General features: G+C 67.6%; 13 protein-coding genes. 10 read left to right on the top strand and 3 right to left on the bottom strand.

Annotation, left to right across the window (positions count from 1 at the left end):
* Positions 1 to 123 precede the first annotated feature (123 nt).
* The 5 genes from CCR98_RS05325 (at position 124) to CCR98_RS05305 (ending at position 7,019) form a co-directional block, all read left to right on the top strand.
* Positions 124 to 2,412, top strand: coding sequence for a TonB-dependent siderophore receptor (locus CCR98_RS05325; RefSeq protein WP_087921782.1), 2,289 nt, complete (start codon positions 124 to 126; stop codon positions 2,410 to 2,412).
* 68 nt (positions 2,413 to 2,480) lie between these two features.
* Positions 2,481 to 3,200 (top strand): tetratricopeptide repeat protein, encoded by a 720-nt coding sequence (locus CCR98_RS05320; protein ID WP_087921781.1) that lies wholly within the window; start codon positions 2,481 to 2,483, stop codon positions 3,198 to 3,200.
* 10 nt (positions 3,201 to 3,210) lie between these two features.
* Positions 3,211 to 3,888, top strand: coding sequence for a Fe2+-dependent dioxygenase (locus CCR98_RS05315; protein WP_087921780.1), 678 nt, complete (start codon positions 3,211 to 3,213; stop codon positions 3,886 to 3,888).
* A gap of 163 nt (positions 3,889 to 4,051) precedes the next feature.
* The gene (locus CCR98_RS05310) at positions 4,052 to 4,453 is read left to right on the top strand and encodes a hypothetical protein (RefSeq protein WP_087921779.1); all 402 of its coding nucleotides are present in this window, start codon (positions 4,052 to 4,054) and stop codon (positions 4,451 to 4,453) included.
* Between the two features lie 145 nt (positions 4,454 to 4,598).
* A complete protein-coding gene (locus tag CCR98_RS05305) occupies positions 4,599 to 7,019 on the top strand; it encodes a TonB-dependent receptor (RefSeq protein ID WP_087921778.1) in 2,421 nt (806 codons plus the stop codon).
* 35 nt (positions 7,020 to 7,054) lie between these two features.
* Here CCR98_RS05305 and CCR98_RS05300 read toward each other — a convergent pair whose 3' ends face one another.
* Complete coding sequence (locus CCR98_RS05300) at positions 7,055 to 7,282, bottom strand: hypothetical protein (RefSeq protein ID WP_087921777.1); 228 nt, start codon at positions 7,280 to 7,282, stop codon at positions 7,055 to 7,057.
* A gap of 155 nt (positions 7,283 to 7,437) precedes the next feature.
* Between CCR98_RS05300 and CCR98_RS05295 the strand changes: the two genes are divergently transcribed.
* The 5 genes from CCR98_RS05295 to CCR98_RS05275 all read left to right on the top strand — a co-directional run bounded on the left by CCR98_RS05295 (position 7,438) and on the right by CCR98_RS05275 (position 12,125).
* Positions 7,438 to 8,076, top strand: a complete 639-nt coding sequence (locus CCR98_RS05295) for a PepSY-associated TM helix domain-containing protein (RefSeq protein ID WP_087921776.1) — start codon at positions 7,438 to 7,440, stop codon at positions 8,074 to 8,076.
* Positions 8,077 to 8,102: 26 nt separating this feature from the next.
* Positions 8,103 to 8,621 carry a DUF2271 domain-containing protein gene (locus tag CCR98_RS05290; RefSeq protein WP_087921775.1) on the top strand — a complete coding sequence of 173 codons (519 nt, stop codon included), beginning with the start codon at positions 8,103 to 8,105 and terminating at the stop codon, positions 8,619 to 8,621.
* A gap of 75 nt (positions 8,622 to 8,696) precedes the next feature.
* Positions 8,697 to 9,500 carry a DUF4198 domain-containing protein gene (locus CCR98_RS05285; protein ID WP_087921774.1) on the top strand — a complete coding sequence of 268 codons (804 nt, stop codon included), beginning with the start codon at positions 8,697 to 8,699 and terminating at the stop codon, positions 9,498 to 9,500.
* Positions 9,501 to 9,552: 52 nt separating this feature from the next.
* On the top strand, positions 9,553 to 10,524 hold the full coding sequence (locus tag CCR98_RS05280) for an FAD:protein FMN transferase (protein ID WP_087924147.1): 972 nt from the start codon (positions 9,553 to 9,555) through the stop codon (positions 10,522 to 10,524).
* Positions 10,521 to 12,125, top strand: a complete 1,605-nt coding sequence (locus CCR98_RS05275) for a sulfite reductase subunit alpha (protein ID WP_087921773.1) — start codon at positions 10,521 to 10,523, stop codon at positions 12,123 to 12,125. Before CCR98_RS05280 ends, CCR98_RS05275 begins: the two co-directional genes overlap by 4 nt.
* 248 nt (positions 12,126 to 12,373) lie before the next feature.
* Here CCR98_RS05275 and CCR98_RS05270 read toward each other — a convergent pair whose 3' ends face one another.
* Positions 12,374 to 12,982 (bottom strand): HutD family protein, encoded by a 609-nt coding sequence (locus tag CCR98_RS05270; protein WP_087921772.1) that lies wholly within the window; start codon positions 12,980 to 12,982, stop codon positions 12,374 to 12,376.
* Between the two features lie 34 nt (positions 12,983 to 13,016).
* The gene (locus CCR98_RS05265; RefSeq protein WP_087921771.1) at positions 13,017 to 13,742 is read right to left on the bottom strand and encodes a murein L,D-transpeptidase catalytic domain family protein; all 726 of its coding nucleotides are present in this window, start codon (positions 13,740 to 13,742) and stop codon (positions 13,017 to 13,019) included.
* Positions 13,743 to 13,755 lie beyond the last annotated feature (13 nt).

The raw sequence follows: 13,755 nt of genomic DNA, 5'->3' as shown, positions 1-13,755 counted from the left end.
CCTGATGTCGTCCGCCGCGTAGCCGAGCATCGGCTCGGCGCTACAAAAGCCCCCCTACGTGTCGTCGCGCTGTCTGCGCTTCGGCCCTCGCCCTTTCCCGATCCCAGCCACTACCCCCAAGCCATGACCCACATCACGTCCCGCAAGCACGCCCCGCGCGTTTCCCTGCTCGCCACCGCCACCCTGGCCGCCGGCTTCGCGCCGCTGGCCGCACAGGCTGCCGACAGCGCTGACGCTGCCTCCCGCAAGGCCACCGACCTGGACAGGGTGCAGGTGCGTGGCAGCTGGTTCAATCCGTCCTCGCCGAAGTTCACCGCAGAACTGCTGGACACCCCGAAGTCGGTGTCGATCGTCTCGGAGAAGCTGATCGCCGAAACCGGTGCGACCAACCTGCAGGATGCGCTGCGCATGGTGCCGGGCATCACCTTCGGTGCCGGCGAAGGTGGCAACCCGACCGGCGACCGCCCCTTCATCCGTGGCTTCGATTCGCAGAGCAACATCTTCGTCGACGGCCTGCGTGACGTCGGCTCACAGACCCGCGAAATCTTCGACCTGGAGCAGGTGGAAGTGGTCAAGGGCCCGAGCTCGGCCTACGGTGGCCGTGATTCCGGTGGTGGCAGCCTGAACCTGGTGAGCAAGACGCCGAAGCTGAAGAACGAGACCAGCGCCAGCATGGGCATCGGCACCGACAGCTACGCGCGCGGCACCGTGGATGCCAACTACGTGCTGGGCGATGGCATCGCCGCCCGCCTGAACCTGATGAAGCACGAGTCGGACATCCCCGGCCGTGACGCTGCCAATGTCAGCCGCTGGGGCATCGCGCCGTCGATCGCATTCGGCCTGAACGGCCCGGCGCAGCTGATCGCCAGCCACTACCACATGCAGAGCGATGACCTGCCCGACGCGGGTGGCTTCCCCTATGGCAACCCGAACGGTGCACCGGCCTCGAAGTGGATCGACGGCCGCCCGATGGTGCCGGACCGCAACAACTACTACGGCCTGGTCGACCGTGACTTCCAGCGTACCCGCGCCGACATCAGCACCCTGGATGCCAGCTACGACTTCGGCGGCCACAAGCTGCGCAACATCGCGCGCCTGGGCAACACCAGCAACGACTACCTGTGGACCCAGCCGGACGACAGCCAGGGCAACCCGAACAACTACGGCACCCTGTGGCGCCGTACCAACGCCCGCGCCGTCGACGTCAAGAGCTTCGCCGACCAGCTGGGCCTGACTGGTGCCTTCCAGACCGGCGTGCTCAAGCACAGCTACAGCGCTGGCGTGGAATACAGCGACGAGAAGATGACCCGCGGCAGCTATCTGATGACCCCGGGCACCAGCAACCCGCTCACCGGCAACAGCAAGTGCCCGACCACGGGCGCGGCCACCGGCTACAATTGCACCGACTTCGCCAATCCGAACCCGCGTGATCCGTGGGCGGCCACCCATTCGGTGTACCGCAGCGACAAGGCACTGGACGTCGAGCAGCGCACCAAGACCAAGTCCGCTTATCTGTTCGACACCATCGAGCTCAACGCCCAGTGGAGCTTCAACGTCGGCCTGCGTTACGACGACTACAGCACCACCCTGACCACTCCGGTGGCCGGCAAGGCACCGACCCGCGTGCGCAATGACAACGACTTCCTGAACTACCAGGCTGGCGTCGTCTTCAAGCCGCTGGAGAACGGCAGCATCTACCTGTCGTGGGGCACCTCCTCGACCCCGCCGGGCATGGACGGTGGTGATGGTTCGGACGGCCTGAGCGCCGCCGTGGCCGACCTCAAGCCGCAGGACACCAGGAACCTCGAACTGGGTACCAAGTGGGACCTGTTCGACAATCGCCTGAACCTGACCGCCGCGATCTTCCACACCGTGATGAACAACGCACGCGTGACCGTCGACAACGGCACCAGCCAGAACGCCGGCAAGAAGGAAATCAACGGCTTCGAGCTGGGCTTCACCGGCCAGCTGACCGACGCCTGGAGCCTGTATGGCGGCTACACCTACCTGGACTCGGAACTGAAGGACAACGGCTTTGTCTGCGCCGTGTCCGGCCGCACCTGCCCGTCCAACGTCTACGTGCCGTCGCCGTACAACGGCAACGTGTTCCCGAACACCGCCAAGCACAGCGCCAACCTGTGGACCACCTACAGCTTCCCGATCGGCCTGACCATCGGCGCCGGTGCGTTCTACGCGGACAAGCAGTACGGTGATGTCGCCAACACCAAGTGGATCCCGAGCTACACCCGCTTCGACGCGATGGCCAGCTACGCGATCCAGGACAACATCAGCCTGCAGCTCAACGTGCAGAACCTGACCGACAAGACCTACTTCACCAAGGCCTATGCCTCGCACTACGCGAGCATCGCCCCGGGTCGTTCGGCCACCCTGGCACTGAACGTGAAGTTCTGATGTAACTTCGCTCCACCACGGCGGCAGGCTCTCCTGCCGCCGTTTTTGTTTCCGGCGATACTCACCCCATGGTTACCCGCACTCCCATCGACACCGACGCCCTGGCCGAGCTGCTGCAGCACGATCCGCAGGCCGCGTTCGCACGCGTGCGCGACGCCGCGCAGGCTGGACAGGTCGATGCACAACTGCTGCTCGCGCAGATGCACATGGAAGGCAAAGGCACCGCGCAGGACACCTCGGCCGCGCTGCTCTGGTACGAAACCGCCGCCAACAACGGCGCGCCGATGGCGATGAACATGCTCGGCCGCTGCCATGAGCTGGGCCACGGCACCACGGCCAACCCGACGCTGGCGGCAGTGTGGTACCGGCGCGCCGCCGACACCGGGCTGGACTGGGGCCTATACAACCTGGCCAACCTGCTGGCCACCGGCCGCGGCGTTCCGCAGGACCGCGCGCAGGCACTGGCCCTGTACACCCGTGCCGCGCACCTGGGCCACGCCAAATCGATGAACCTGCTGGCCCGCCACCTCGAAGACGGGCTGGATACCGCACCCGATCCGCAGGCTGCGCTCGCCTGGTACCAGCGCGCGGCCGAAGCCGGTGATTTCCGCGGCCAGGCCAACTACGCCTCGATCCTGCTGCAGGCCGGCCACCTCGAGGAGGCCATGCACTGGCTGCGGCTCGCACTGGCGCACGGCAGCCCAGCGTTCATGGCGCACATCGTGCCGGAACTGGCGGCGTCGCCGCATCCACAGGTGCGCGCCCTGGTCGCACCGCCGTCCCTCTGAGGAGTCCCGCATGCTGCTGCACATCCCCGACATTCTCAGCGTCGACCAGGTCGCCGACTTCCGTCGCCGCCTCGACGCCGCCGACTGGACCGATGGCCGCGAAACCGTGGGGCATCTGGGCGCACAGGCAAAGCACAACCAGCAGCTGCCCGAGGCCTCGCCGCTGCGCCGCGAACTCGGCGAGATCATCCTCGTCGCGCTGGCCCGGCACCCGCTGTTCTTCAGCGCAGCGCTGCCGCTGAAGTACCTGCCGCCGCGCTTCAACCGCTACAGCGGTGGCGGCACCTATGGCTTCCATGTCGATGGCGCGGTGATGAACCTGGGCAATGGCGAGCAGCTGCGTTCGGACATCTCCTGCACACTGTTCCTGTCCGATCCGGACGAGTACGAAGGCGGCGAGCTGGTCATCAGCGATACCTACGGCGAGCACGAGGTGAAGCTGCCGGCCGGCGACCTGATCGTGTATCCGTCCAGCAGCCTGCACCAGGTGCGGCCGGTCACCCGCGGTGCGCGCGTGGCCTCGTTCTTCTGGGTGCAGAGCATGATCCGCGACGACGTGCAGCGGCGCCTGCTGTGGGAAATGGATGGCTCGATCGAGCGCCTGCGGCAGACCGGCGGCGACGCCGAGGCGGTGCTGCAGCTGACCGGCGTGTACCACAACCTGCTGCGGCGCTGGAGCGAAGTCTGAGCCCCACCTGGCCGGCCAGCGATATTTTGGCAATCATTCTCATTTGCAACGGCTAACAGCTCTCATTACAATCACGCCCCGTTGATGCCGGCCGCTGCCGGCAGACCCTTGGGGACCCCGCTTGCTGCGCCCGCTTCGCCCTCGCCCACTCATCCATCGCAAGATGGGTACCGCCATGCGCGGCCAGCGTCCCGCGCTGGCCAGCCTGCTGGCGTGGGTGGCGATGCTGGCCTTGCTGCTGGGCACTGTGCCACTGCTGCCACAGGCCCACGCCGGAATGGCCGTGCAGATGCCGCTGGAAGAGCGCGGAGGCGAAGCGCCCCTGCAGGAAGAGGCCCCGGCCAAGCTGCGCCGCTGCGCCTCTGCTCCGGTGAAATCGGCCGAGAAGGTACGCCCACCCCTGCTGCTGGCCAGCCACTGGCTGCGTACTGAACTCGAACTCGTACCCGCCACGCCGGCCATGCCCGGCGTGCGCCCGGACTGGCCGCTGGCCGCTCCGGACACGCCCTGGGCCGATGCGCCCGGGCGTCGCCAGCAACGCGGCCAGGCGCCGCCGCTCGCCTGATCCACGGCCCGACGTGACCGCCCGCGTGGTCGCGCCTGCACGCCGCTGCCTGCTTCATCCCTGCCGCCCCTGACCGGGCCTTCCGTACCTGCCGCGCCCTTCGCGCACGGCGTCGCACCACCCTGCATCCTTCGAGGTAACTGCCATGGCCCAGCGCCATCGTGTCCGTTCGTCCCTGTCCCGTACTCTGCTGACCAGCGCCGTGCTGGCGGCTTTCGCCAGCCCTGCCTTCGCCCACGGTGACGCCGCCGGCGCGCCGCAGACGCTGGACAAGGTGGTGGTCACCGCTTCCGGCTTCGAACAGAAGGTGATCGATGCCCCGGCCAGCATCAGCGTGGTCAGCCGCGAGGAACTGAGCAAGCGCCCGTATACCAGCCTGGTCGACGCGCTGCGCGACGTCGAAGGCATCGATGTCGGCCTGGAAGCGACCGACAAGAACGGCCGCGCCACCGTCTCGATGCGCGGCCTGCCGTCCGAGTACACCCTGGTGCTGATCGACGGCCGCCGCCAGAGCAATGTCGGCCAGATCTATCCGAACAACTTCGGCGGCGGCCAGTTCGCCTACCTGCCGCCGCTGGATGCGATCGAGCGCATCGAAGTGGTGCGTGGGCCGATGTCCACGCTGTACGGCTCGGACGCGATGGGCGGCGTCATCAACATCATCACCCGCCGCAACCAGGACAGCTGGCACGGCGCGCTGACCCAGGGCTTCACGGTGCAGCAGGATGACCAGTTCGGCGATGCACGCACCACCGACCTGTACCTCAGCGGTCCGCTGCTGAAGGATCGCCTCAGCCTGGCGGTACGTGGCAGCTACTACGACGCCAAGGCCTCCAACCCCGAATGGGATGCGCTGCCGTTGCCGGATGGCACCCTGTGGGAGCGCAGCATCGGCTTCGGCGGCGGCGGCAAGTCGGTCGCCAACACCAACTGGAACAGCGGCGTGCGGCTGGACTTCCGCATCAATGACGACCACGAACTGTGGCTGGACTACGACGTGTCGCGGCAGAAGTTCGACAACAGCGAAGGCCAGACCGGCACCCTCGACAGCCTGGCCAGCCTGTGGCGCGTCGGCAACGCCGTCATTCCCAACCCGAACGGCAGCGGCACCGTCACTCGTCGCGTGGTGCAGCCGCGCGTGGGTTACACCGCCTACCAGCGCTACGAGCGCGACCAGCTGTCGCTGACCCACCAGGGCCGCTACAGCTTCGGCACCTGGCAGACTTCGCTGACCCACAGCAAAAGCAGCAACCTCGGCCGCTCACTGCCGCTGACCCTGGACGAGCGCGCCAACCTGCAGACGCTGTGGAATGACGTCTGCCGCCGCACCGGTGCTGCCAACAACTGTGCGGCCGGCCGCGGCAACGCCCTGGCTGCCCTGAACCCGAGCGAGATGGCGCGCCTGCAGGCGTTCCTGCCGCGCCCGCTGCGCACCATGGAGCTGGAAGGCTACGTGCTCGACACCATGCTCGACCTGGACTTCGGCGCCCACAAGCTGACCGTGGGTGGCCAGTACAACAACACTGACATGGTCGACGGTGTGTTCGGCATGGACGGCGCCGGCTATCGCAGCAACGTCAAGCAGAAGCACCGCATGTGGGCACTGTTCGCCGAGGACAACTGGGCGCTGACCGACACCCTCACCGCCACCTTCGGCCTGCGCTACGACGACCACAACGTATTCGGCAGCCATGTCAGCCCGCGCGGCTACCTGGTGTGGAACGCCAGCGACGCATGGACCTTCAAGGGTGGCGTCAGCACCGGCTACAAGACCCCGCGTCCGGACCAGCTGTTCCCGGGCATCACCGGCTTCGGTGGACAGGGCGTGCTGCCGCTGGTGGGCTCGCCCAACCTGAAGCCGGAAACCAGCACCAACTACGAGCTGGCCGCGTACTACGAAGGCCAGCGCTGGGGCTTCAATGTCACCGGCTTCTTCAACAAATTCGAGGACAAGATCGCCAGCGGCGGCACTTTCCCGAACTGCGAAGTGGCCCGCGCCGGCAGTGGCTACTGCGTGGACATCGGCCCTGGCTGGGCGGCACTGGGCTACAGCACCTTCACCCAGAGCGTGAACATCGACAAGGCCGAGACCCGTGGCGCCGAACTGGCCGCCCACGTCGACCTGCTCGACAGCCTGCAGCTGCGTGGCAACTACACCTGGACCAAGAGCGAACAGACCAGCGGCGCGCAGAAGGGCCTTCCGATCAGCGGCACGATGCCGGCCAGGCACATGGCCAACGCCAGCCTCAACTGGCAGGTCAACGAAGCGATCAGCCTGTCTCTGATCGGCGAAGGCCGCTACGACCGTTACCGCGACACGCTGCTGGACGCCAACGGTGCCAGCCACACCCGCTACTACGAGGACTACACCATTTTCCATCTCGGTGGCAGCTGGAAGGCCACGCCCTGGCTGACCGTGAACGCACGGGTCAACAACCTGTTCGACAAGGACTTCGTCTCGCAGTCATGCCTGCTGATCAGCCAGAGCGAGTTCAACTGCGTGGACGACTACGCGACCAAGGACCAGCGCCGCAGCTACTGGATTTCGCTCAACGCGAAGTTCTGACCGCCGCGCACCGCCCTGCTTCGGTAGGTGCCAACCTAGGTTGGCACCGCCCTGCTCTGGTGGGTGCCAACCTTGGTCGGCACCGCCCTGCCCTGGTGGGTGCCAACCTTGGTCGGCACCGCCCTGCCCTGGTGGGTGCCAACCTTGGTCGGCACCGCCCTGCCCTGGTGGGTGCCAACCTTGGTCGGCACCGCCCTGCCCTGGTGGGCGCCAACCTTGGTCGGCACCGCCCTGCCCTGGTGGGTGCCAACCTTGGTCGGCACCGCTTCATCCACGCATGGCGTGGATCTACCGACCTGCGGTAGGCCGGCCGCTGGCCGGCAGCCGACAACTCCTCTGGGATACAGAACGACACGCAATTGCGAGCTATTCTCATCAATGATGTAATGGGCAGTCCCCGTCCGCCTCGAACCGTGCCGTGAGCCGTCCTGCCTCTTCCACCGTGCAGCAGCAACAGAACCGTGGCTTCTGGCTGCGTACGCTGCACCAGTGGCACTGGATCAGCTCGGCGGTGTGCCTGATCGGCATGCTGCTGTTCGCGGTGACCGGCCTGACCCTCAACCATGCCGCGAAGATCGAAGCCAAGCCCGAGGTGCAGAACCAGCACCTGGAACTGCCGGCCGATCTGCTCGGCCAGCTGGGCACGCGCGAAGATGGCAACGCACCGATCCCGCGCCCGGCCCGGCAATGGCTGGACACGCAGCTGGGCATCGCCATCGGTGGACGCCCGGCCGAGTGGTCGCCCGAAGAGATCTACCTGTCGCTGCCACGACCGGGTGGCGACGCCTGGTTGAGCATCGATCGCGAGACCGGCGCGGTGGAGTACGAATCGACCTCGCGCGGCGCGGTGTCCTACCTCAACGACCTGCACAAGGGCCGCAATGCCGGCCCGGCGTGGGGCTGGTTCCTGGACCTGTTCGCCGTGGCCTGCCTGGTGTTCTGCATCACCGGCCTGTTCCTGCTGCACCTGCATGCGCGGCAGCGGCGCATGACCTGGCCGCTGGTCGGCCTCGGCCTGATGGTCCCGCTGCTGATCGCCCTGCTGCTGATCCACTGACTTTCCTTCGTTTCCGGAGCCGCCCCATGCGCGTCACCCTGACCATCGCCCTCAGCGGCCTGCTGGCCACCTCGCCGGCCTATGCCACCACCCTCGACATCAACGTCGAAGTGCCCAAGCTCAACGTGGCCGAGTACCACCGCCCGTACGTAGCGGTGTGGCTGGAAGGCGCCGACCAGAAGGTCGCGGCCAACCTGTCGGTCTGGTACCAGCAGACCAGCAACAGCGAAGGCCATGGCACCAAGTGGCTGCCGGACCTGCGCCAGTGGTGGCGCAAGAGTGGCCGCACCCTGCAGGTGCCGGTGGACGGCGTGACCGGCCCGACCCGCCCGGCCGGCAAGCACGCGCTGTCGTTCAACGACAAGCAGCCGGCCCTGAAGCAGCTGGCCCCGGGCAACTACACGCTGGTGGTGGAAGCGGTGCGCGAAGTCGGCGGCCGTGAACTGCTGAAGATCCCCTTCACCTGGCCGGCCACCACCGCGCAGAACGGCAAGGCGCAGGGCGCCACCGAACTGGGCCAGGTCACCCTCGCCGTCAAACCCTGAAAAGGGGACGGAGGGGATGAAGTCGTAATCCCCTTCCCCTTGTCGCATCACCCCGCATCCACTGGAGTCTTCCGCATGAAGCGCACGCTCGTCCTCGCCGCCGCCCTGGCCGCTGCCCTTCCCTTCTCCGCCCTGGCCCACAAGGCCTGGCTGCTGCCCTCGCAGACCGTGATCGCCGGCAACGCGCCGTGGATCACCGTCGACGGTGCGGTCTCCAACGACCTGTTCTACTTCAACCACGTGCCGCTGCGCCTGGAGTCGGTGGTGATCACTGCCCCGGATGGCAGCACCGTACAGCCGCAGAACGCCGCCACCGGCAAGTACCGCAGCGTATTCGACGTTGAGCTGAAGCAGCCCGGCACCTACCGCATCGCGTCGGTCAATGACGGCCTGTTCGCCACCTACGAGCAGAACGGCGAGCGCAAGCGCTGGCGCGGCAGCGTGGCTACCTTCGGTGAACTGCCCAAGGACGCGAAGAAGCTGGAAGTGAGCCAGTCGGTCGGCCGCGTGGAGACCTTCGTCACCAACGGCGCGCCGAACGACACCGCGCTGAAGCCGACCAACCGTGGCATCGAGCTGGTCGCCGTCGGCCACCCGAATGATCTGTTCGCTGGCGAGGAATCCACCTTCCGCGTACTGGTCGATGGCAAGCCGACCGCCGGCCTCGAATTCGAGATCGTGCGTGGCGCCACCCGCTACCGCAACGCGCAGGACGAACTGAAGCTGACCAGCGACGCCAAGGGCGAAATCAAGGTGACCTGGCCGGAAGCTGGCATGTACTGGCTGGAGACCGGCACCGAGGACAACAAGACGTCGGTGAAGCAGGCCGCCAAGCGCCGCCTGAGCTACGTCGCCACCCTGGAAGTGCTGCCGCAGTAATGTGGATCGCGATGCCGGGCATTCCCCGGCATCGCCGCCACAACGCATCACCATGACCGATTCCCTGCTCGACATCGCCCGCCTCGGTGGCACCACCATGGGCACCACCTGGAGCGTGTTGCTGGTCGCGTCGCGCCAGCGCGACCTGCACCCGCTGCATGCCGGCATCCAGGCGCGGCTGGATGAGGTGGTCGCGCAGATGAGCACCTGGGAGCGCGGTTCGGACCTGAGCCGCTACAACCGCGCCGACGGCGGCCAATGGTGCGTGCTGCCCGCCGAAACGCGCCACGTCCTGGCCTGCGCACAGGCCATCGCTGCCGCCAGTGATGGCGCCTTCGATCCCACCGTCGGCCCGCTGGTTGCACTGTGGGGCTTCGGTGCACATGCCGGTGAACGCCGCCAGCCCGACGACGCTACCCTGCAGGCCACCCGCGACCGATGCGGTTGGCAGCGCCTGCAGTGGCAGGACGATGCGCTGCTGCAACCGGGCGGGCTGGAACTGGATCTCTCTGCGATCGCCAAGGGCTTCGGCGTCGATCATGTCGCCGCTTGGCTGCGCGCACAGGGCATCGCCGCGGCACTGATCGAAGTCGGCGGCGAACTGGCCGGCTACGGCCGCAAACCGGACGGCCAGCCGTGGCGCGTGCTGGTGGAATCCGCACCGGAAGAGGATGCGCACACCGATATCCCGCCACGGGTGCTGGCGCTGGACGGCAAGGCGGTGGCCACCTCCGGCGATCGCTGGCACCAGTACCAGGCCGATGGCGAGGCCTACAGCCACAGCCTAGACCCGCGTACGGGCAGGCCGGTGCGGCAGGTCGCCGCGGCAGTAACCGTGGTGGCCGACGACGCCATGCACGCCGATGCCTGGGCCACCGCACTGACCGTGCTGGGTCGCGAACAGGGCATGGCACTGGCCGAACGCGAAGGACTGGCCGCGCGCTACCTGCAACGCGCCGCAGAAGGCCCGCAGGAATTCCTCAGCAGCGCCTTCCAGCGCCTGCTCGACGGGCAGGACGCATGAGCACTCGGCCATCGCGCGCGCTGCTCGGCAACGCACTTGTACTGGTCGTACTGGCGCTGATCGCCTGGGCGCTGCTGCGACTTCATCTCGGCGAAGCCTGGTGGCAGGGCGCACCGCCGGCACGGCAATCGCAGATCGCCATCATCGCCACCGCGCTGTACGCGCTGGCCTGCGCAGCACTGTGGTGGCGCAGTCGTCCGCGCGATGATGCGGCGCCCGGCGATACCGCTCCGATCCTGCTGGTCTGGTCGAGCCAGACCGGCTTTGCCCGCGAACTGGCCGAACGCAGTGCCGAGGCCCTGCGCGGTGCCGGCGTGCCGGTGCGTGTGCGCGGCCTGCATGAGGTCGACGCAGCGTTGCTGGCCGACAGCCAGCGCGCGCTGTTCATCGCCAGCACCACCGGTGAGGGTGATCCACCCGACCACGCCCTGCCGTTCCTGCGCGGGGTGATGGCCACGCCGCCCCCGCTGCAGCATCTGCAGTACGGCGTGCTCGCGCTGGGCGACCGCAGCTATGGCCACTTCTGCGGATTCGGCCACCAGCTGGACACCTGGCTGCGCCAGCACGGTGCGCATCCGCTGTTCGATGCGATCGAGGTCGACAACGCCGATCCGGCAGCGCTGCGCCATTGGCAGCAGTTGCTGGGACAACTTGGCGGAGGCGCCACTGAACTGCCCGACTGGAGCCCGGCCGAGTACCAGCCGTGGACGCTGCTGCAACGCGAGCATCTGAATCCGGGCAGCCCAGGTGGTCCGGTGTACTGGTTGCGCCTGCAGCCCCCGCCTGGCGTCGATGTGCAGTGGCAGGCCGGCGACATCGCCGAGATCGGCCCGCAGCACCCACGCCACAGCGCGCGCGCCTGGCTCGATGCACAGGGCTTCAATGCGGACACCGTGCTGGATGACGGGCAGGCGTTGCTGGCCCGTATCGAGCGCTCGCATCTGCCCTCGCTGGTTCCTCCGGGTGATCTGCCCGCGTTGTTGGCAACCCTGCAACCGCTGCCCCATCGCGAATACTCCATCGCCTCGGTGATGGCCGACGGCGCGGTGGAGCTGCTGCTGCGTCGCCAGCTGCGCACCGATGGCACACCCGGCATCGGCAGCGGTTGGCTGTGCGACCACGCCGCACTCGGCGAACCGCTGCAGCTGCGTCTGCGCCGCAACGAAAACTTCCATGGCGTGCCCGCCGATGTACCGCTGCTGCTGATCGGCAACGGCACCGGCATCGCCGGCCTGCGCGCGCACCTGCACGAACGTGCCCAGCGTGGCGCTCGCCGTACCTGGCTGCTGTTCGGCGAGCGCACGGCCGCGCACGACTTCCATTTCGGCGAAGAGTTGCAGGCGATGCTGGCCAACGGCACGCTGACGCGGCTGGATGCAGTGTTCAGCCGCGATGGCGGTGCGCATCGCTACGTGCAGGACCGGCTGCTGGCCGAAGCCGCAACACTACGGCAGTGGATCGATGAAGGCGCGACGATCCTGATCTGCGGCAGCCTGCAGGGCATGGCCCCGGCCGTGGATGCAGTGTTCGAGCAGGTGCTGGGTACCGCAGGCAAGGAAGCGTTGCTGCTGGCCGGTCGTTACCGGCGCGATGTGTATTGAGGCCGCCGCATCCTGGTAGGTGCGAACCGCTTTCTGGCGGGCGCGAACCGCCTTCTGGTGGGTGCGAACCGCGTTCTGGTGGGTGCGAACTGCATTCTGGTGGGTGCGAACCTTGGTTCGCACCATGACGCGGTGTCGGTGGCCGCATCCACGCATGGCGTGGATCTACTGAACGGCGTGTCCAGGCATGGTGGCAACCGCACGTAGATCCACGCCATGCGTGGAAGGTGCCCACCGGCACCAACACATCATTCCTCCGCCGCGCTGACCCGCATCGCCAACAACTCGCCACCACCGCTGAGGGCATGCCGTTGCCTCTCACCCGCCGCCAACCACGCGGTGTCTCCCGCCTGCAGCGCCGGCAGGCCACTGTCGGCAGCAAACTCCGCCTGACCGGCCAGCAGATGCAGCGCCCAGGCCACGCCCGGTTCGCAGAAGAAGAACATCGACCCCACCAGCGGCCGATGCAGCAGCTCGGCCTGCAGCAGCTCGCGCTTCCACATCAGGTTGAAGTCGTGGGTGGTGCCATCGACCAGTTCGCCGTGCAGCGCTTCCTCACCGGCAAAGCGCACGCGTCCGTGCGGCGGCAGCACCTCGGCCACACGGCCGTCCTCGAAACGCAGGCGCACACCATTGCCCTGCAGCAACACCAGCTCACGCTCCACGCCGGGGAAAGCAGAGAACGCGGCGTCCTGCTCGATCTCGGCCACCGACAGGCGCAGCGCCCAGTCGTCACCCTGCGCGGGCAGGCGCAGGATCTCGCGGGTCCAGCCAAGTCCATTCCGCCAGCGTTCGCGGCGATAGTCCAGGCTGGAAATGACCTGGCTCGGAGTGTGCAGCAGGGAGTCGATGTTCATCGGCGCATTGCACCACGCCGCGCGCCGTCGTGCATCACCGCGTGGCAAGCGTGCCCCGGCCACCGCACTCGCCACCCAGCAGCTGCGAGTGCTTCAGCCAATCCTGGTCGGGGTAGTAGGCAAACACCATCGTGCCGCCGCGCAAGGCGTCGATCAGCGGCTTGGCTACCGACAGCCGCACCGCCGGGCAGCCCAGGCTGCGACCCAGCCGCCCCTGCAGCTGTGCGGTGGCCGGGTTCACGTAGGGCGCACCATGGATGACGATCGCGCGTTCGCGCGCGCGATCGTTGAAGCCCGGCTCCAGGCCGGCCAGGCGCAGCGAATATCCGTTGCCGCCCATGTAGGTCTCCTGCGCGGTGAACGCGCCGAGGCTGGACATGAAGCTGCCATCGCGGTTGGAGAAGTGCTCGGTGCGGTTCTCGCCACTGTTGCGGCCATGCGCCACCCATTCCTCGAACAGCAGGCGCTGGTGGGCCAGGTCGAATACCCACAGGCGCGGCTCGGTGGACGGCCGCGAATAGTCGATCACGCTCAGGCGATCACCGTTGATGCCCAGCTCCGGCCGCTGCAGCGCACAGCGCATGGCGTGCGCCGCCAGCTGCAACACGTGGCGGTCGGCCTTGGGCGCACTGCGCGACAGCAAGGCAGCCAGATCATCGGCACTGGTGGCGAGGGCTGGCGTCTGTGCCAGCGCCGGGGCGCTGGCCGAGGTCGCCAACAGGCCGAACGCGGCCAGCCGGCACAGGCGGGATGCAGTCATGGGCACAACGAGG

Source organism: Stenotrophomonas sp. WZN-1, from assembly GCF_002192255.1.
Classification (GTDB): Bacteria; Pseudomonadota; Gammaproteobacteria; order Xanthomonadales; family Xanthomonadaceae; genus Stenotrophomonas.
Note: the sequence above shows the minus strand (reverse complement) of the source record. Positions and strands in the feature narration are given on the sequence as shown.